General features: G+C 67.1%; 18 protein-coding genes. 11 read left to right on the forward strand and 7 right to left on the reverse strand.

Annotation, left to right across the window (positions count from 1 at the left end; genetic code table 11):
- The first annotated feature begins 3 nt into the window (after positions 1-3).
- Positions 4-1386 (forward strand): MFS transporter, encoded by a 1383-nt coding sequence (locus J0I99_RS11265; protein ID WP_291397658.1) that lies wholly within the window; start codon positions 4-6, stop codon positions 1384-1386.
- Between the two features lie 308 nt (positions 1387-1694).
- Here the strand turns inward: J0I99_RS11265 and J0I99_RS11270 are convergent, their stop codons facing one another.
- The 3 genes from J0I99_RS11270 to J0I99_RS11280 form a co-directional block, all read right to left on the reverse strand.
- Positions 1695-2558 carry a VOC family protein gene (locus J0I99_RS11270; RefSeq protein WP_291397660.1) on the reverse strand — a complete coding sequence of 288 codons (864 nt, stop codon included), beginning with the start codon at positions 2556-2558 and terminating at the stop codon, positions 1695-1697.
- A 58-nt stretch (positions 2559-2616) separates the two neighbouring features.
- The gene (locus tag J0I99_RS11275; protein ID WP_291390416.1) at positions 2617-3057 is read right to left on the reverse strand and encodes a DoxX family protein; all 441 of its coding nucleotides are present in this window, start codon (positions 3055-3057) and stop codon (positions 2617-2619) included.
- Between the two features lie 112 nt (positions 3058-3169).
- Positions 3170-4081, reverse strand: coding sequence for a LysR family transcriptional regulator (locus J0I99_RS11280; protein WP_291397661.1), 912 nt, complete (start codon positions 4079-4081; stop codon positions 3170-3172).
- A 226-nt stretch (positions 4082-4307) separates the two neighbouring features.
- On the opposite strand from J0I99_RS11280, the gene J0I99_RS11285 reads away from it, so the two are divergent.
- The 7 genes from J0I99_RS11285 to nagA all read left to right on the forward strand — a co-directional run bounded on the left by J0I99_RS11285 (position 4308) and on the right by nagA (position 11278).
- Positions 4308-5603: an ABC transporter substrate-binding protein gene (locus tag J0I99_RS11285; protein WP_291397663.1), complete on the forward strand. Its 1296-nt coding sequence runs from the start codon at positions 4308-4310 to the stop codon at positions 5601-5603.
- 246 nt (positions 5604-5849) lie between these two features.
- Complete coding sequence (locus tag J0I99_RS11290) at positions 5850-6713, forward strand: carbohydrate ABC transporter permease (RefSeq protein WP_291397665.1); 864 nt, start codon at positions 5850-5852, stop codon at positions 6711-6713.
- Positions 6710-7594, forward strand: coding sequence for a carbohydrate ABC transporter permease (locus J0I99_RS11295; RefSeq protein WP_291391751.1), 885 nt, complete (start codon positions 6710-6712; stop codon positions 7592-7594). The genes J0I99_RS11290 and J0I99_RS11295 overlap by 4 nt, the downstream gene beginning before the upstream one ends.
- Positions 7591-8469 carry an ROK family protein gene (locus tag J0I99_RS11300; protein WP_291397667.1) on the forward strand — a complete coding sequence of 293 codons (879 nt, stop codon included), beginning with the start codon at positions 7591-7593 and terminating at the stop codon, positions 8467-8469. The genes J0I99_RS11295 and J0I99_RS11300 overlap by 4 nt, the downstream gene beginning before the upstream one ends.
- Positions 8462-9208 carry a GntR family transcriptional regulator gene (locus J0I99_RS11305; RefSeq protein ID WP_291397669.1) on the forward strand — a complete coding sequence of 249 codons (747 nt, stop codon included), beginning with the start codon at positions 8462-8464 and terminating at the stop codon, positions 9206-9208. The genes J0I99_RS11300 and J0I99_RS11305 overlap by 8 nt, the downstream gene beginning before the upstream one ends.
- Positions 9209-9232: 24 nt before the next feature.
- On the forward strand, positions 9233-10027 hold the full coding sequence (locus tag J0I99_RS11310; protein WP_291391754.1) for a sugar isomerase domain-containing protein: 795 nt from the start codon (positions 9233-9235) through the stop codon (positions 10025-10027).
- Positions 10028-10162: 135 nt separating this feature from the next.
- Complete coding sequence (nagA, locus tag J0I99_RS11315) at positions 10163-11278, forward strand: N-acetylglucosamine-6-phosphate deacetylase (RefSeq protein ID WP_291397671.1); 1116 nt, start codon at positions 10163-10165, stop codon at positions 11276-11278.
- A gap of 45 nt (positions 11279-11323) precedes the next feature.
- Here the strand turns inward: nagA and J0I99_RS11320 are convergent, their stop codons facing one another.
- Positions 11324-11581 carry a hypothetical protein gene (locus tag J0I99_RS11320; protein ID WP_291391756.1) on the reverse strand — a complete coding sequence of 86 codons (258 nt, stop codon included), beginning with the start codon at positions 11579-11581 and terminating at the stop codon, positions 11324-11326.
- 141 nt (positions 11582-11722) lie between these two features.
- On the opposite strand from J0I99_RS11320, the gene J0I99_RS11325 reads away from it, so the two are divergent.
- From J0I99_RS11325 to J0I99_RS11335, 3 genes are read left to right on the forward strand one after another with little or no spacing between them, the layout of a single operon-like run.
- Positions 11723-12535, forward strand: coding sequence for a BtpA/SgcQ family protein (locus J0I99_RS11325; protein WP_291397673.1), 813 nt, complete (start codon positions 11723-11725; stop codon positions 12533-12535).
- Positions 12535-13629, forward strand: coding sequence for a M42 family metallopeptidase (locus J0I99_RS11330; protein ID WP_291397675.1), 1095 nt, complete (start codon positions 12535-12537; stop codon positions 13627-13629). The genes J0I99_RS11325 and J0I99_RS11330 overlap by 1 nt, the downstream gene beginning before the upstream one ends.
- Positions 13629-15119, forward strand: a complete 1491-nt coding sequence (locus tag J0I99_RS11335; protein WP_291397676.1) for an FGGY-family carbohydrate kinase — start codon at positions 13629-13631, stop codon at positions 15117-15119. The genes J0I99_RS11330 and J0I99_RS11335 overlap by 1 nt, the downstream gene beginning before the upstream one ends.
- 210 nt (positions 15120-15329) lie before the next feature.
- Here the strand turns inward: J0I99_RS11335 and J0I99_RS11340 are convergent, their stop codons facing one another.
- From J0I99_RS11340 to J0I99_RS11350, 3 genes are read right to left on the reverse strand one after another with little or no spacing between them, the layout of a single operon-like run.
- Positions 15330-15638 (reverse strand): HigA family addiction module antitoxin, encoded by a 309-nt coding sequence (locus J0I99_RS11340; protein ID WP_291391760.1) that lies wholly within the window; start codon positions 15636-15638, stop codon positions 15330-15332.
- 42 nt (positions 15639-15680) lie between these two features.
- Positions 15681-16583, reverse strand: a complete 903-nt coding sequence (locus J0I99_RS11345) for a carbohydrate ABC transporter permease (RefSeq protein WP_291397755.1) — start codon at positions 16581-16583, stop codon at positions 15681-15683.
- A gap of 32 nt (positions 16584-16615) precedes the next feature.
- The gene (locus J0I99_RS11350) at positions 16616-17704 is read right to left on the reverse strand and encodes a carbohydrate ABC transporter permease (RefSeq protein ID WP_291391761.1); all 1089 of its coding nucleotides are present in this window, start codon (positions 17702-17704) and stop codon (positions 16616-16618) included.
- Positions 17705-17736 lie beyond the last annotated feature (32 nt).

Below are 17736 nucleotides of genomic sequence, written 5' to 3' on the forward strand. Positions count from 1 at the left end.
CCGGTGTCCGAACTCACCTCAAATGGTCAGGGCTGGCGCCTCGCCGCCCTGTCCCTCGCGATGCTGCTGCCGTCTCTCGGCATCAGCGTCGCCAACATCGCCCTGCCCAGCCTGCGCGCGGCTTTCGACGTCTCGAGCCAGGAAGCCCAGTGGGTCGTCATTGCCTATCTGGTTGTCGTCACCTCGTCGCTCGTCACCGCCGGCCGACTGGGCGACCTGCTCGGCCGCCGGCCGCTCCTCCTTGCCGGCATTGCCATCTTTTCCCTGGCGTCGCTGGGCGCCGTGCTTGCGCCGACGATCTGGGTGGTCGTCCTCGCCAGGGCCATTCAAGGCGTTGGCGCAGCGATGATGATGTCACTCACTGTCGCCGCGGTCAGCGATGCGGTTCCGGCCGAGCGCTCGGGCACCGCGATCGGACTGCTCGGCACCGTCTCGGCCATCGGCACAGCCGCCGGACCGTCGCTGGGTGGGCTGCTCATAGGCATGTTCGGCTGGCCGTCGATCTTCGTGCTGATGGCTGGCGCCGGCCTGGTGGCCGCGCTGTTCATCGGCACCCAGCTGCCCGCCGTCGCGACGGTTCATCGCCGGCCGGCCTTCGACGTGCCCGGCGCCCTGGCGCTCATGCTGACCATTGCGGCGTTCGCGCTGGCGACGACACTGAGCCCCTTCACGATAGTGAACGCCGCCCTTGGTGGGGTAGCCGTACTGGGCACGGTCGCATTTGTTCACATCGAAGGGCGGGCTGCGGCGCCGCTGGTGCAGCTCGATCGGCTCAGGCGACCCGCCGTCGCCGCCGGACTGCTCTCCATCGGCCTCGTCTCCGCGATCGTCATGACGACGCTGGTGGTTGGCCCCTTCTATCTCACCGGCGTGCTCGGCCTCGACACGGCCGGTGCCGGTCTGGTGATGACGATCGGGCCGACGGTCTCCGCCATCGTCGGCCTGCCCGCCGGACGCATCATCGATCGCAGCGGCTCGACCGTGGCCGGCTATTTCGGGCTGCTGGCACTTTTCGGCGGAACGGTCGCCATGATGCTTCTGCCGGGCAGTCTCGGCCTTGCTGGCTATGTCTTCAGCCTCGTTCTGATCACGTCGGGCTATGCCCTGTTCCAGGCCGCCAACAATACGGCGCTCATGACCGGGGCCCCCAGGGACCAGCGCGGCGTGACCTCTGCCATGCTGGCCCTGGGCCGCAATGTGGGCCTGATCACCGGCGCATCGGCCATGGGAACACTGTTCTCGCTGGGCTCGGGCGGCGGCGGCATGGCCAGCGGGTCCGGACTTCAGGCGGTCTTCGCCGCGGCGTCCGTATTCGTCGTCCTGGCACTTGGCCTGTCGACCTGGGCCAACCGCGTGGAAGCGACCTCGAACCAGCACTCTTCCTGATGGAGCGCCGGCCCGTCGTTCCTTCCTGGTGGCGTTGTAGTAGCCCTCGATATTGTAGGCGACGAAGTCGCTGCCCTTCTTCCCACCCGGCACCGTCGTGTTGAGAAGCACGTGGAACCTCGAGCCGTCAGGCGGCAAGCTGGGCATGATCTCGATGGAGCCGCGACCCTCGGCTGCTCAGCTCAGAAGGGGAGAATGAATGCGGGCCTCTCGCTACGCCGATCCAGACGTCTGGATCGGCGTTGCCGACTTGCTGATCCCGCGTTGTGCTGGATTGGGCCGCCGCTCGACGAGCGGCGGCCCACACTTCAGTTCTTCAGCGTGAGCGCGGTGCCCCACGGGTCGCGCAGCGTCGTGCCGGCGTCGGACTTCACCGCTTCGATGCCCGCTGCTTCCGCCTTTGCGACAATCCTGCCGATCTCGGCAGGGTCCTTGACGATGATCTCGACACCGTCGAGGCCCGCCATGCCGGCCGGCCGCCGCGAGGCGCCGCGGCTGTTCCAGACGTTGCCGGCCAGCTGGTGGTGGTAGCCACCGCTGCCGTAGAAGCTGGCGCCCGGGTAGTCGACGGTCGATACCAGACCGAGCACATCGCTGTAGAAGCGGTCAGCCGCCCGCGTGTCGCCGACCTGCAGGTGGACGTGGCCGATGCTTCCCTGCTCCGGGAAGCCCAGATAGGTGCGATCACCCGCGGCGCCGAGAAGGTCCTGGACGTCCAACGGGTCCGTGGACATCTGGATATTTCCGCCGGCGTCGAGCCATTGCGCGACCGGGCGGTCGACATAGACTTCGATGCCGTTGCCCTCGGGGTCGGCGAGATAGAGCGCCTCGCTGACGATGTGGTCCGACGCACCCTGCAGGCGGATGCCTTCGTCGGCGACGTGACGGAGCCAGCGGGCGAGATCGCCGCGGGTCGGCATCAGGAAGGCCGTGTGGAACAGCCCAGCCTGGCGCCGGTCGTTGGCGGCGAGGTTGCGATCGGACTCGAGCCCGAGCAGCGGAGTCTTGCCGCTGCCCAGGACGACCTCGCGATCGTTGCGCGAAACCTCGTTGAGGCCCAGCAGGGCCTTGTAGTAGCTCGAGACCGCATCGAGGTCGCGGACCTTCAGCCGGACAGTGCCGATCCGCATCGGAGCGGCACGCATATCGAAGAACTCATTCGCGTCGGTCATTTGCATTCACTCCCGTGAGGGGATGGCCGCGGGGGGGTCCGCGGCCACATCGAGGCGATTACTTGCGGCTGCGCTTGACGGCGAAGGCGCCGTCACCGAGCAGCGACTGCACGACGAGGGCGATCGCCCAGAATGCCGGAAACTCCCAGCCGCCGCCTTCGTTCGAAAAGAAAAAGCCGGCCGCACCGTGCGGGGCGTAGATCGAGCCGAGCAGGACCGGAACCAGGGCCAGCGAAACCCAGCGGGTCCAGACGCCGGCGATGAGCGCGACACCACCGGCAAGCTCGGCGGCGATGACGAGATAGGCAAGGAAGCCCGGAAAGCCGAGGCTTTCGAAGTAGCCAACGGTGCCCGCAGGCGTGAAGATGACGAGCTTGAGCCAGGCGTGGGCCAGGAACAGCCCGCCCATGGAGACGCGCAGCACGGTGGCGCCAAGGTCGGTGTTCGAAATGCCGGCGAAGAGAGCCGGACGAGCGGCGGTCGAAGAAGCGATGGTCATGATGTCTCCTTGGTGACGCATGGCGTCGTGTTCATGGAGAGGAAATGGCCCCTTCTGCACTTAATGATAATCTATCACTCTGGAAGTTGATTGCATCCAAAATGGAAGAACTCTACCAGCCTGCATCCCAATGCGGCGTGCCGCGGTAGCGCTCGGCAAGGAAGTCGACGAGGACCCGGACCTTGCCGGCCAGGTGACGGCTGTGCGGGTAGAGGGCGTGGACCGCATAGGGCTCCGGCTCGAACCCTTGCAGCACCCGACGGACCCGGCCCGCTCGCAGGGCATTGCTGGCAACGAAGCTCGGCACGCAGGCGAGCCCCAGACCCGCTTCGGCGGCCTGCAGGCCGGCCTCGGCATTCGAATAGCGAATCCGGCCATCCACCTGGATGCTGAACTGCTTCTCGCCATCGCCGCCGAACGGCCAGCGGCCCGGTTCCCTGAAATTGGTGTCGATGATGCAGTCGAACCGCGACAGGTCGGCGGGCGCCGACGGCTCTCCGTGTCGAGTGAGGTAGTCCGGCGAGGCGACAACGATGATCCGCATGTCGCAGAGCTTGCGCGCGATCATGCTCGAGTCCCCGGGGCGCCCTACCCTGACCGCCAGGTCGAAGCCCTCGTCGACGAGGTTCACGACGCGGTCGGAGAAGCTGACGTCCAGCTCGATGTCGGGGAAGCTCCAGGCGAACTCGTTCAGGGCAGGCGCGATCTCCATGCTGCCGAAGGTCAGCGGTGCCGTCAGCCGCACGCGACCACGCGGAGCATGCGAGGCGTCACGCAGGTCGGCGTCGAGATTGTCGAACTCATCCAGCAACGGGCGCAGGCGGTCGAAGTAGGCCTGCCCTGCCTCCGTGGCGGACACGGCCCGGGTCGTTCGGCTCAGCAGGCGCACGCCCAGATAGCCCTCGAGGCGCGAGACCAGCTTGGATGCCTGGCCGGAGCTGGTTCCCAGCCGTTCCGCGGCACCGGTGAAGCTGCCCGTTTCCATGACGGCGACGAACATCCTGTCGCATTCCAGCCTGTCCAATTCGGTCCCCTCGACATTCCGGCCGACGATAGCACAGGCGTGGCCGCCACCGCGCCCCACCCCCGTTGCCCTGCTCGACCCCTCATTCCCGTGACGCATGCGGGCGTCGGGCGTGGGGCGCCGCAGGCTTGAAACGACCCCTTGACCAAAGTCGTTATAACGTCATAACTCTGTGGGGTCAGCCGGGCATGAAGCGTGTCTCGGCGCTGCAGGGAGAATTCCAATCATGCTTTTCCGGGCTTCGCTGGGTGCCGTCGGCACCGTTGCAGTCCTGCTGTCGAGCACCGCGCTGGTGCAGGCCGCCGACGTCTCCTTTCTTACCCACTGGGCGCCGGATACGGTGGCCAAGCTGGAAGCTGCCGCGGCGACCTATACCGCCGCGCACCCCGACACCAAGATCACGGTGCGCGCCGTGCCGTTCGGCGACCTGCTGACGACGCTGCGCACCTCGGGTGGCGGCGCCGGCGGGGCAACCATTGCCGGCATCTACGACGCCTGGCTGCCGGACCTGAGCAAGGACAAGCTCGTCGCTCCGGTTCCCGATGCGATCGCGGCCGACACCAAGGCCAACTGGCCGGCCGGCGTCATCGGCGCGGCCTCGATCGGCGGCGTTCTGTACGGCATCCCGAACGAGATCGACGTCTACGCGCTCAACTACAACAAGAAGCTGTTCGCCGAGGCCGGCATCGCCGAAGCGCCCAAGACCTGGGACGAATTCCTCGCGGCGGCCGAGAAGCTGACCGACAAGTCCAAGGGCCAGCAGGGTTTCGGCCTGATCAATTCGTGGGCCGCCGGCGTGCTGCACCCGTTCTCGTCGCTGCTCGTCTCGAACGGCGGCGACCTCGTCGTCGACGGCAAGCCGACGCTCGACAGCGAAGCGGCCAAGCAGACCTTCGAGCTCTACGAGAAGCTGATCAAGTCGGGCTACTCCGACCCGGCCATGGCCACCGCCGACGCCAATACCACGGGGCCGTTCCTCGACAGCTTCGTGTCGGGCAAGACCGGCATGATCATCATGGCCAACTGGTGGGAATCGGCGCTGAAGGCCGGCATGGGCGATGCCTTCGCCGATGTCGCGACCGCCCCGATCCCGGTCGGCCCGTCCGGCGACACCGCCCGCTCGATCTCTTACTCGTGGATGACGGTGGTCAACGCCAAGGCGCCGGCCGACGAGCAGGCCGCGGCGTGGGACTTCCTCAACTGGCTCAACGGGCCGGAATCGGGCCCGAACGGCGCCTCGGCCATGGGCGACATCCTGATGTCGATGGGCATCCTGCCCTCGCGCACCTCGGATGGCGTCGCCTTCGCCGACCGGCTGTCGAGCGACCCGTTCCTCAAGGGCTATACCGAGACGCTTGCCAACGCCAAGCCGTTCCCGGTCGTGCTGGGCGGCCAGGAGTTCTCGGAATCGCTGCAGAAGACGCTGGAAGCCATCCAGTTCGGCCAGCTCTCGGCCGCCGATGCCCAGGCCACCGCACAGGCCGACGCGACCGAGATCCTCGCGCGCAACGCAGCGAAGTAACAACGCAGGGGGGCGGGTTGGGCCCGCCTTCACCACTCCCGGGGCCGAAAGCACCCCCACCCCTGTCCCTCCCCGCAAGGGGGAGGGAGACCCTCACACAACGACCGGCGCTGATGGGACGAAGACTCGTGAGCGCAGGTCACCTCCCCCTTGCGGGGGAGGGACAGGGTGGGGGGATATTGGGGCACCCAGGCCAGAGACGAACACACTTCCATGCACTCCACTCAGCACCGATCGGCGATCACGATGCTCGCGCCCGCCACCGGGCTGATCGGGGTCTTCATCCTCTTGCCGATGCTGCTCACCATCTGGCTGAGCTTCCAGAGCTGGTCGACCCAGACCGGGTTCGAGACGGCGACGTTCGTCGGCATCCAGAACTTCATCGACATCTTCGCCAGCAATTCCGTGGGGCGCGACTTCAAGGCGGCGCTCGTCAACACGGCGATCTACACGGTGCTGAGCGTCGCGATCATCCTGCCGCTCTCGGTGCTGCTGGGCCTCCTGGTGCACCAGAAGCTGGCGCCGGGCGGAGTGTTCCTCCGCACCGTGCTGTTCTCCACCTACATGGTGCCGATGATTGCCGTGGCGCTGGTGTTCTCCAAGCTCTACTCGCCCACCGAGGGCCCGCTGAACCAGATCCTGGGCTGGATCGGCATTCCGCCGCAGACCTGGCTGAGTTCGCCGCAGACGGCGCTGGTCTCGATCGTGCTCCTCAACGTCTGGCAGCAGGTGGGGTACTTCACCGTGCTTGCCGTGGCCGGGCTCACGCAGATCCCGGACTCGCTCTACGAGGCGGCCCGGATCGACGGAGCCAATCCGGTGCAGCGGTTCTTCGCGATCACGCTGCCGCTGCTGGGCAATACGCTGCTGTTCTCCGCGGTGATCTGCATCATCAACGCCGTGCAGGTGTTCGAGCCGGTGGCGCTGATCACGCAGGGCGGCCCGGTGAACGCGACCAACGTGCTCACCTTCCACATCCGCCGGGTCGGCATCGAGCGCGCGCAGGGCGGGCTCGGCTCGGCCATGGCGGTAACGCTGATGCTGGCGCTGATCGTCGCAATTGCGGCGCTGTTCGCCTTCGCCCGCTCGCGGGAGGGCAAGACGCAATGACCGCCACCACCGTCCCCGCCGCCGACCGTCGCGTGCTCGCCCGACCGCGCCATCGCGCCACCCCGGTGCAGGCGCTGCTGGTGCTCGCCATCATCGCCGCCGCCGTGATCGCGGCCTTCCCGCTCGCCTGGATGATCCTCACCAGCCTGAAGACGCCGCAGGAGACGATGCAGGTGCCGCCGGTGTGGCTGCCGGCGAGCCCGAACCTGGATGCCTATGCGCAGGTGTCGGACGTGGTCAGCCTCGGCCGCTCGTTCTGGAATTCGGCGATCATCGCGCTGACCACGACCGCGGCGATCATCGTCACCAGCCTGATGGCCGGCTACGCCTTCGCCAAGTACGAGTTCCGCTACAAGGAAGCGCTGTTCGGGCTGCTGATCGCGACCATGTTCCTGCCGCCGATCGTGACGCTGATTCCGCTCTACCGGATCACCGGCTATCTGGGCCTCAATGCCAGCCTCGCCGGCGTCGTGGTGCCCAACCTCGCCAATGCCTTCGGCATCTTCCTGATGCGCCAGTTCATCAAGGGCGTGCCGGACGAGCTGATCGAGGCCGCGCGCGTCGATGGCGCGTCGGAACTGCGCGTGCTGTTCCAGATCGTCGCCCCGGCGGTGATGCCGGCGATCGCAGCACTGGTGCTGTTCGCCTTCGTCTATCACTGGAACAGCTACCTGTGGCCGCTCACCGTGCTGCAGGGCAATGCCGAGCAGTACCCCATCGTCATCTCGCTCTCGCGGCTGTTGAGCTACAACCGGGGGGCCATGAACACCGGGCTGGTGATGGCCGGGGCCACCCTCGCGGTGCTGCCGCCGGTGCTGCTGTTCGTGATCCTGCAGCGCTTTTTCGTCGACTCCGTCGTCGCATCGGGGGTGAAGGGATGAGGGCTATCCTCGCCATCGACCTGGGCGGCACGCGCCTGCGTGCCGGCATCGCGGACAGCGCGAACCCGGCCGGGGTGACCGCTGTCGGGGAGTGGCCGGCGCCGCAGGCCCGCGAGGATTTCCTCGCACAGCTGAGGCAGCTGCTGATCGCGCACGGGGCGACCCACCTGGGCATCGGCATACCCGGCCTCGCGCAGGGGACGACCTGCCGCTGGGTCCCGAACCTGAGCTATCTCGACGGACTCGACCTCGCCGACGCGCTGCCCGGCATCTCGATCGGGCTCGGCAACGATGCGCAACTGGCGCTCCTCGCCGAGGCCAAGGCCGGTGCGGCGAACGGGCTCTCGGATGCCATCCTGCTCGCCATCGGAACCGGCATCGGTTCGGCCGTGCTGGCCGGCGGCCGGATCGTTACGGGCAGTGGTGGCGGGGCCTGCTCGTTCGGCTGGGCGGCGGCCGACGTCGCCGATGCCGGCGAAGATCGCAGCGGGTGGCTGGAGCGCCAGGCGTCGGGCCGGGCGCTCGATGCGGCTGCGGCCGGCATCGGCCTGCCCGATGGCTCGGCACTGGTTCGTGCGGCACGGTCGCGTGATCCGGAGGCGCTGCAGGCGCTGGAGGCGCCGATGCATGCCCTCGGTACGGCGCTTGCCGGGGCGGTGGCGCTGCTCGACCCCGAGGCGGTGATCCTCGCCGGCGGCGTAGCGGCTTCGGTGGACGTTCTGGCGCCGATCGTGCTGCCGGCGCTCAGGCGGCAACTGCCGCCGCACCTGCGCACGATCGGCATCAGGCCGGGACAATTCGGGCCGAAGGCCGGACTGGTGGGCGCCGCTTTCGCGGGGGCCTACGGGGTCAACTGGAGGGATGGGCATGGATGAACCGGCAGGTCTCGTGAAGCCCGACCGGCGGCGACCGGAACCCTTGTGGCACCAGGCCGAGACGACGCTGCGCGAGCTGATCGAGCGTGGCGAGTGGAGCTCGGGCATGCAGATTCCCAACGAGGACCGCCTCGGCGAGATGCTCGGCATCTCGCGCATCACTCTCAGGCATGCGCTGCGCAACCTCGAGGAAGCCGGGCTGCTGCGGCGCGAGCATGGACGGGGTACATTCGTGCGCTCGGCCACCGTGGTGGCCGGCGTGCGCGGGCTGACCAGCTTCACCGACGAGATGAAGACCCTGTCGCTGGCCGCCGGGACGCGCCTGATCGAGGCGCGCCGGGTGCTGGCGGATGAAGAGATTGCCGACGCGCTCGAGATCGCGCTGGGCGAGCCGGTGGTGCAGCTCAAGCGCCTCAGGCTCGGCAACGGCCTGCCCATCGGCATCCAGGCCAGCCACCTGCCCGAGATGCGGGTGCCGGGGCTGCTGGAAGATGCCGCCAACGTTCAATCGCTCTACGGCTGGCTGCGCGAGCACTGCGGCATCACGCCGGTGAAGGCCAAGGAAGTCTATCGCGTGGGGCGGGTCGCCGAAGCCGATGCCGAACTCATCCAGCTTGCGGCGGGCACCCCGGCCTTCGAGGTCGAACGCATCGCCTATGACGCAAGGGGGCCGTTCGAATACGCCCTCTCCACCATGCGCGCGGACCGCTACGAGATCCGCTCCACCCTCTACGTGTAACGCTTTGTTCTGAAAGGCAAACCCATGTCCACCCTATACATAAGCAAGCTGGTGAAGATCGCCGAAGCGGCGGCCGCTGCCAATGCCGACGCCTTCGACAAGGCTTCCTCCGCGGTGGCGGAGACCCTGGCCAACAAGGGCCTCGTGCACCTCTACGGCTCAGGCCACTCGGTGCTGCCGGTGCAGGAAACCTATCCGCGCTATGGCTCCTATGTCGGCTTCAACCCGCTGACCGACCCGCGCGTCATGTGGCACAACATCCTCGGCGCCGGCGGCGTGCGCGAACTGCTGTGGCTCGAGCGCACCGAGAACTATGCCGAGAAGTTCCTCGACCACCAGCCGCTCAATGCCGGCGACACCATCGTGATCTTCGGCCACTCGGGCTCCAACGCTTCGGGCATCGATACGGCGCTCTACGCCAAGAAGCGCGGGCTGACGGTGATTGCCATCACCGCGAAGTCCAACGCCGGCAAGCCGGCCACGCACTCGTCGGGCAAGCGCCTGCCGCACGCGGCGGACATCGTCATCGACACCGGCTCGCCGGTGGAAGACGCGATCGTCGACATCAAGGGCTGGTCGCGTCCGGTTGCCGGGTCGTCGACCGTGCTGGCCATGATGATGATGCATGAACTGCTGGCCGAGAGCGCGCAGAAGCTGGCCGATCGCGGCATCGAGCTGCCGGTCTTCGCCTCCCCGACCATCCCGGGCGTGACGCTGCACGACACCGACATCATCTACGGCGTCTATCGCGAACGGATGATCGAGGCGCAGCAGAAGCACCTGCCGCAGTTCAAGAAGTCCATGGCCCAGGAAGACTGAGGCTCTGTCGACCAAGCTCTGCCCCTCACCCTAACCCTCTCCCCATAGGGGAGAGGGGACGCCCGACCACCGCCACCGCCGCATCGCTCCCTCTCCCCTCTGGGGAGAGGGCCGGGGTGAGGGGAAGCATCACTCATGACCACAGCATATCTCGGCGCCCGCATCTTCGATGGCGAGGCCTTCCATGACGACGCCGCCCTCGTGGTCGAGGGCAGCGAGGTCGTTGCCATCGGCCCGGCCCCGGTCGATGCAGAGATCGTGCGCCTCGATGGTGGTCTGCTCGTGCCCGGCTACATCGACCTGCAGGTGAATGGCGGCGGCGGGCACCTGGTGGGACCCGGCACGACTGCGGCCGATCTTGCCCTCGTCTGCGACACCCATGCCCGCTTCGGCGTGGTCGGCCTGCTGCCGACGCACATCACCGACGCACCTGCGGTCACCGACGCGGTGCTGGCTGCCGGCGCCACGGCGGCGCGAGCTGGAACGCCCGGTTTCCTCGGCCTGCACCTCGAGGGGCCGCACCTGTCGCTGGCGCGCAAGGGGGCGCACGATCCCCGGCTGATCCGGCCCATGGACGAGAGCGACCTCGTGCGGCTGGAGCGGGCCCGGAGCACCCTGCCCCATCTGCTGGTGACGGTCGCCGCCGAGACGGTGACGCCGGAGCAGATCGCGCGGCTGACGCGGGCCGGCGTGATCGTCAGCATCGGACATTCGGATGCCTCGTTCGAAGTCGCCGCGGCGGCGATCCGGGCCGGCGCAACCATGGCGACGCACCTGTTCAACGCGATGAGCCAGGTCGGCAATCGCGACCCTGGCGTCGCCGGCGCGGCGCTGCATCATGGCGGCGTGTGGGCCGGCTTGATCGCCGACGGCATTCACGTGCACCCGGCGACGATCGGCATCGCGCTGCGCAGCAAGGCCGGACCGGGGCGGATATTCCTCGTCTCCGATTCCATGTCGCAGGCGGGGACCGACCTCACCAGCTTCGAGCTCAACGGCCGGACGATCTTCCGCAAGGACGGGGCCCTTCGGCTCGCCGACGGCACGCTGGCGGGCGCCGACCTGACGCTCGATGCTGCAGTGCGCTATGCCCATTTCAGCCTCGGCCTGCCGCTCGAAGAGGCGCTCCGCATGGCCTCGCTCTATCCGGCGCAGGCCATCGGCGCGACCGGGCTCGGGCGCGTCACGCCGGGCAGCGTGGCAAGGCCGGTGTGGCTGGATGACGGGCTGAACGTGCGGACGCTGCCGTGATCACCGGAGTCATCCCCGGCACATTTGGGGAGCAGCTAGACCCCATCACTCCCGGAAGCTGTAGCGCGGGGCGTTGTCCGGTTGGCTCAGTATGGCGCGGAGGTCGTTGTCGCCGGCGGCATAGTCCACCGGGGCGTTGTCGGGCCTGGCGGTGACCTGCATTCCGATCCAGCCGGCGGCGATGGCGAGGATCAGCGCACCGATGCCGGCGAAGCGGTATTTCCTGGCGCGCTTGGCGATGCGGCCCGGCAGCAGCCAGAGCCAGGCGAGAGGGATCATCAGGAGGAGAAGGAGCAGTTCCATGGCGGAACCTCGCGACGGACGCCCCACCAAGCTAGCGCAACATGGTTAAGGATTGGTGTGGGCGGCCTGTCCCTTCCCCATGGACGCACCGCCGGCCGCCTGCTACGCATAGGCCATTAGTAAAGCGGTTTACAAAGAACAATGACAGCCAAGTTCAAGACTGTTTTCGGTGCGGGGAAGCCGGTCATCGCGATGGTTCACCTGGGCGCGCTGCCCGGCTCGCCGCTGCATGACCACGAGGGCGGCGTCGAGGCCATCGTCGAGAATGCGCGCAAGGACCTGCAAGCGCTGCAGGCGGCCGGGTTCGATGCGGTGATGTTCGGCAACGAGAACGACCGCCCCTACGAATTCGAGGTCGATACCGCCTCCACCGCCACGATGGGCTACGTCATCGGCCGGCTGCGCTCCGAGATCACCGTGCCGTTCGGGGTGAACGTGCTGTGGGACCCGCAAAGCTCGATCGCGCTGGCGGCGGCGACCGGCGCCCGCTTCGTGCGCGAAATCTTCACCGGCACCTATGCTTCGGACATGGGGCCGTGGACGCCGGATGCGGGCAAGGCGATGCGCTATCGCGACCGGCTCGGCCGGCAGGACCTGGCGCTGCTCTACAACGTGAGCGCCGAGTTCGCCTACTCACTGGATCAGCGCTCGCTGCCCGACCGGGCCCGGAGCGCGGTGTTCTCGTCGATCCCCGACGCCATCCTCGTTTCCGGCGCCATCACCGGCGAGGCGGCCAAGATGGTCGACCTCGAAGCGGTCAAGGCGGTACTGCCGGCGACTCCGGTGCTGGCCAATACCGGGGTCAAGCACGCGACCGTCGCAGATGTGCTCAAGATCGCCGACGGCTGCATCGTCGGCTCGTCGCTGAAGGTCGGCGGCGACACGTGGAAGGCAGTCGATCCCGACCGCGCCGCCGAGTTCATGCGGATCGTCCGGCAAGCCAGGGGATACTGATGGCGCTCAAGGCTCTCGTCACCGACCTGATGCTGATCCCCGGCCTCTCGGGCTACGAGGGCCGGGTGCGAAAATACCTCCGCACGGCCATGAACGGGCTGGGGATATCCTCGACCACCGACCGGCTCGGCAACCTGATCGCGACGCTCGAGGGCGACAAGGACGCGCCGCGGGTCATGCTGTTCGCGCACATGGACCAGCTTGGCCTGATCGTCCGGAAGATCGAGGCCAACGGCCTCGTCCGGGTCGAGCGGCTGGGCGGCGTGCCGGAGCGGGCGCTGCCCTCGACCGAGGTGCTGTTCTGCCTCGGCGAAGGCAAGGACGTGCCGGGCCTCATCGCCCACAAGAGCCACCACGCGACCGGGCAGGACGAGAAGTACAGGGTGCTGCCCTACCCCGAGCTCTATATCGACGCCGGATTCAAGTCCGCCGCCGAGGTGCTCAACGCCGGCATCGATGTGGGCACGCCCGTGGTCTATGCGCCGAAAGTGACCGAGCTGGCCAACGACCGCATCGCCGGCACCTCTGTGGATGACCGGGCGGCCTGCGCCGTGATGGTCGAAGTGGCGCGGGCGCTGAAGGGCGCCAAGAAGCGCCCGACGGTGCATTTCGTCTTTTCGGTGCAGGAGGAGTTCAACCTGCGCGGCGCGCTGACGGCGGCGCAGGTGCTGGTGCCGGACGTCGCCATCCAGCTCGACCTGATCCTTGCCACCGACACGCCGGACATGGCGGCGCGTGGCGACGTCAGGCTCGGCGGCGGGCCGGCGATCTCGCTCTACTCCTTCCACGGCCGCGGCACGCTCAACGGCACGCTGCCGCATCCAGCCATGGTGCAGCTGTTCGAGCAGAGCGCCGAGGCGAAAAAGCTGCCGCTGCAGCGGAGCGCCCATATCGGGGCGCTGACCGATCTCAGCTATGTGCAGCTCGTCGGCCAGGGTGTCGCTTCGATCGATGTCGGGTTTCCGATGCGCTACTCGCACTCCTCGCTCGAGGTCTGCGACATGGGCGATCTCGAGCAGCTGACGACGCTGCTGGTCGAAGCGCTGCCGCGGATCGATGCGAAATTCAGCCTCGATCGGGACGACTACATCTGATGCGCTACTATCTCGGGATCGACATCGGCACCTACGAGAGCAAGGGCGTGCTCGTCGATGCGACGGGCAATATCGTCGCCAGCGCGGCGCGGCCGCACAAGATGCTGGTGCCGCAGCCCGGCTGGGCCGAGCACCGGCCGCGCGAGGACTGGTGGGGCGATTTCTGCTTCATCTCGAACAAGCTGATCGCCGACAGCGGCGTCGCGCCGACCGACATCAAGGCGGTGGCGGCGAGCGCCATCGGACCGTGCATGCTGCCGGTCGACGCCGACGGCGAGCCGCTGATGAACGGCGTGCTCTATGGCGTCGATACGCGGGCGGCGAAGGAAATCGCCGAGCTGACCGAGCGCATCGGCGAGGACGTGCTGCTGTCCCGCTGCGGCAATGCGCTGACTTCCCAGTCGATCGGACCGAAGATCCTGTGGCTCAAGCGCAACCGGCCGGAGCTTTACGCCAGGACGGCGAAGATCTTCACCTCGACCACCTACATCACGCACAAGCTGACCGGGCGGTACGTGATCGACCACTATTCGGCGGCCAATTTCTCGCCGCTGTATGACGTCGAGAAGCTGGCGTGGACCGATGAATTGGCGGGCGACATCATCGGGCTCGACAAGCTGCCGGAAGCGATCTGGACCACGGAGATCGCCGGCACGGTGACGCCAGAGGCCGCCGCCGAGACCGGCCTTGCCGTCGGCACGCCCGTCACCTGCGGCACCATCGATGCGGGCGCCGAGGCGCTGAGCGTCGGCGTGCTCGACGACGGCGACATGCTGCTGATGTATGGCTCGACCATCTTCATCATCGAGATCACCCCGGTGCGGGTGCCCGATGCGCGCCTCTGGTACGCACCCTGGTTCTTCCCCGGCAAGCACGCCGCCATGTCCGGCCTCGCGACCTCGGGCACGCTCAGCCACTGGTTCCGCGAGCAGTTCGGCAAGGAGCTCGATCCGGCCACCGCCGTGATGGCGCTGGCGCTCGAGGCGGAAGGCTCGCCGCCGGGTGCCAACGGCCTCGTCATGCTCCCCTATTTCTCGGGCGAGCGGACGCCGATCCACGACACCGAGGCCAAGGGCGTGCTGTTCGGCCTCAACCTCACCCACACGCGCGGCGACATCTACCGCGCCCTGTTCGAGGGCATCGCCTTCGGCACGCGCCACGTGTTCGAGACTTATGCCGATGTCGGCCAGCCACCCAGGGCGATCCTCGCGGCCGGTGGCGGCACCAAGAACCGGGTGTGGTCGCAGGCGACCTCGGATGTTTCCGGGCGAACGCAGATCGTGCGCCAGAAGACCGTCGGTGCCTCGTACGGCGACGCGTTCCTTGCCGCGCTGGCGATCGGCGACGTGAAGGCCGACGACATCCGCGACTGGAACCCTGTCGATCACCAGATCACACCGGACGCCGGTCTGGTCGAGCTTTACGCGCGGCGCTACCGCGTGTTCCGGGAACTGTATGAGCGGAACAAGGACCTGATGCGGGAATTGTAGTCAACGCCCATCACTCTAGGCCGTTATCAGTTCACTCTCAGCATCATCCCTCGCTTCCAGCCGTCATCCCCTCACTCTCAGTCGTCATCCGCGGGCTTGACCCGCGGACCCATGGGATGCCGCTGCATCGCTGGGTCCCCGGGTCTTCGCCCGGGGATGACAGCGAGTGTGGAGAGATCTTCCTGCAGGAAAGCGGAAAGCCTGCCTCGGCTAGGCGGCATCAGCCAGTGGCTTGGCACGGCTGATCCTTTTGATCTCGTCGGGGTCGTTCATCGCCAGCCACAGGTCCGTGCGACGCTGGACGTTCAGCCAGAACTCTGGGGTGTTTCCGAACACCTTGGCGAGGATCAGCGCCGTCGGCGCGGTCACCGAGCGACGGTCGTTGCACAGTTCGTTCACATGCTTGCGCTGCACGCCCATCGCTTCGGCAAGCGCGGCCTGGGTCAGCCCAAGCGGTTGCATGAATTCCTCGACGAGGATTTCTCCGACGGTAGCCGGCTTCCGTGCGGTCGTGAGCATCTGGATCACCTGTAGCTGTGGTCGTCTAGATAGACGTCCGCCTCACCCCTTCACGCTGCCCGCCGTGAGCCCGCGGATGATGAAGCGCTCGAGCAGGACGCCGACCAGTACCAGCGGAGCGATCGCAGCGGTCGACAACGCGGCCATGCTCCACCAGTTGATGCCCTGCGAGCCGGTCTGGCTGGCGACCATCACCGGCAGGGTCTTGGCCTGCGAGCCGGTGAGGAGGGCGGCGAAGAAGTACTCGTTCCAGCACAGGATGAGCGACAGGATGAAGGCTGCGACCATGCCCGGCAGAGCCATCGGCAGGATGATGCGGAAGAACGTGCCCCAGGGGCCGAGACCATCGACCTGGGCGGCCTCGTCGAGCTCGATGGGAATGGTGTCGAACTGGTCCTTCATGATCCAGATGACGATCGGTAGCACGGTCAGCGTGTAGAGCAGGACGAGGCCGACCGTGGTGTCGAGGAGCGCCAGTTCGCGATAGAGCACGAGGAACGGGAGCGCCAGGACGACCGGCGGCAGGATGAGCTGGCTCAGGAAGAAGAAGCTCAGGTCCTGGTTCTTCATCCACAGGAACCGGTAGGTGAAGCGGCTCAGCCCATAGGCAGCGAGCGCCCCGATCAGCACGGCAAGCGCGGAGGCGCCGAAGGCGGTGAAGATCGAGTTGAGGAAGCGGTTGAGGAACTCGTCGCGGACGGTGGAAACGTTGCCGATCGTGTCGGGTGACAGGCCGAGCGAGCGCCAGCCGAGCCAGTTGGGCTGGAAATCGACCCAAGGGACCATGCGGCCGAGTTGCACGTCCTTGGCCACCTTCATCGAGGTGGTGATGGTCCAGTAGACCGGAAACAGCGAGACGAAGGCCCAGAAGACCAGCGCGGCATAGATGCCGACCTGGCCGGCGGTGTGCTTCAGTCGACGGGCGGCAGTGCCGCTGTCTGCCATGTGGGCCGGGGCGGCGGCGGCTTCGGTGGCCATCAGGTCATCCTCCGCATGCGCTTGCTCAACACATTGAGCAGGACTGTGATGAAGATGACGATGACCACGAGGTAGAACATGGCCAGCATGGTGCCATAGCCGACGTTCGAGCGGTCGCGGTACTCGCGGTAGATGAAGCTCGAGACGCTGTCGGTGGCGCCGCCGGGGCCGCCGGAGGTCACGGTGATGATGATGTCGGCGAGCTTGAGCTTGAAGATGATGCGCAGCACGATCGCGGTCAGCGACACGGGCAGCATCAGCGGGAAGGTGATCTGCCAGAAGCGCTGCCAGGGCGAGGCGCCGTCGACCTTGGCCGCCTCGGTGATTTCCTTGGGCAGGGCCTGCAGGCCGGCGAGCAGCAGGATCATCACGAACGGGATCGACACCCACGCGTCCATGATCTCGATCCAGATGCGGGCGACCCAGGGGTCGGTGAAGAAGCTCGGGTTCTGGAAGCCGATCCAGCGGGCGAAGCGGGCGACCGGGCCGAAGCGGTATTCGAGCATCGACTTGCCCACCATCCAGCTGACGGCGACGGGCGACAGCATCAGCGGGATGAGGAAGACGACGCGCCAGAATTTCCGCGCCCGGATTTCAGCGTTCAGCAGCAGCGCCAATGCAAAGGCGATGGCGTATTCGACGAGCACGAACAGCACGTAGATCACCATGTTGACCATGGCGTTCCAGTAGAAGGGATCGCGCAGCAGCTGGAACAGGTTGTCCAGCCCGTTGAATTTCTGCCCGGTCAGCGAGGCGAGGTTCCAGTCGGTGAAGGCGATCGACAGGCCGAACAGGGTCGGAAAGATCGCCATGGCGACCGTGAACAGCCCGGCGGGGAGGATGAACAGGGCGCGCCAGCCGGCCTGGCCGCGCATCAGCACCTGCCCTGCGCCGATGGCCACGGCGAAGACGAGGAAGGCGAACAGGGTGGGACGCCAGTTGGTGAGGCCCAGCTTCAGGATGCCGGCGGCATTCAGTGCCTGCGCCAGCGCGGTGAGGATGAACAGGAGCGTGCCGGCAATGATCAGCCCCCTGCCCCAGCTTCTACGCAACGGCGCAATTGCGCTTTGATTGGATGCGATCGCCATCCCTGCCCCAGTTCGACAAATTCACGTTGTGA

This window comes from Devosia sp. (genome assembly GCF_017307495.1).
Lineage (GTDB): Bacteria > Pseudomonadota > Alphaproteobacteria > Rhizobiales > Devosiaceae > Devosia_A.

What these genes read in the sequence shown, in the direction of transcription:
- J0I99_RS11310 (WP_291391754.1), top strand. Translation starts at nt 9,233, where the DNA reads ATGTCCACCCTATACATAAGCAAGCTGGTGAAGATCGCCGAAGCGGCG.
- J0I99_RS11295 (WP_291391751.1), top strand. Translation starts at nt 6,710, where the DNA reads ATGACCGCCACCACCGTCCCCGCCGCCGACCGTCGCGTGCTCGCCCGA.
- J0I99_RS11325 (WP_291397673.1), top strand. Translation starts at nt 11,723, where the DNA reads ATGACAGCCAAGTTCAAGACTGTTTTCGGTGCGGGGAAGCCGGTCATC.
- J0I99_RS11290 (WP_291397665.1), top strand. Translation starts at nt 5,850, where the DNA reads ATGCTCGCGCCCGCCACCGGGCTGATCGGGGTCTTCATCCTCTTGCCG.
- J0I99_RS11300 (WP_291397667.1), top strand. Translation starts at nt 7,591, where the DNA reads ATGAGGGCTATCCTCGCCATCGACCTGGGCGGCACGCGCCTGCGTGCC.
- J0I99_RS11270 (WP_291397660.1), bottom strand. Translation starts at nt 2,558, where the DNA reads ATGACCGACGCGAATGAGTTCTTCGATATGCGTGCCGCTCCGATGCGG.
- J0I99_RS11320 (WP_291391756.1), bottom strand. Translation starts at nt 11,581, where the DNA reads ATGGAACTGCTCCTTCTCCTCCTGATGATCCCTCTCGCCTGGCTCTGG.
- J0I99_RS11340 (WP_291391760.1), bottom strand. Translation starts at nt 15,638, where the DNA reads ATGCTCACGACCGCACGGAAGCCGGCTACCGTCGGAGAAATCCTCGTC.
- J0I99_RS11285 (WP_291397663.1), top strand. Translation starts at nt 4,308, where the DNA reads ATGCTTTTCCGGGCTTCGCTGGGTGCCGTCGGCACCGTTGCAGTCCTG.
- nagA (WP_291397671.1), top strand. Translation starts at nt 10,163, where the DNA reads ATGACCACAGCATATCTCGGCGCCCGCATCTTCGATGGCGAGGCCTTC.
- J0I99_RS11345 (WP_291397755.1), bottom strand. Translation starts at nt 16,583, where the DNA reads ATGGCAGACAGCGGCACTGCCGCCCGTCGACTGAAGCACACCGCCGGC.
- J0I99_RS11275 (WP_291390416.1), bottom strand. Translation starts at nt 3,057, where the DNA reads ATGACCATCGCTTCTTCGACCGCCGCTCGTCCGGCTCTCTTCGCCGGC.
- J0I99_RS11330 (WP_291397675.1), top strand. Translation starts at nt 12,535, where the DNA reads ATGGCGCTCAAGGCTCTCGTCACCGACCTGATGCTGATCCCCGGCCTC.
- J0I99_RS11350 (WP_291391761.1), bottom strand. Translation starts at nt 17,704, where the DNA reads ATGGCGATCGCATCCAATCAAAGCGCAATTGCGCCGTTGCGTAGAAGC.
- J0I99_RS11335 (WP_291397676.1), top strand. Translation starts at nt 13,629, where the DNA reads ATGCGCTACTATCTCGGGATCGACATCGGCACCTACGAGAGCAAGGGC.
- J0I99_RS11305 (WP_291397669.1), top strand. Translation starts at nt 8,462, where the DNA reads ATGGATGAACCGGCAGGTCTCGTGAAGCCCGACCGGCGGCGACCGGAA.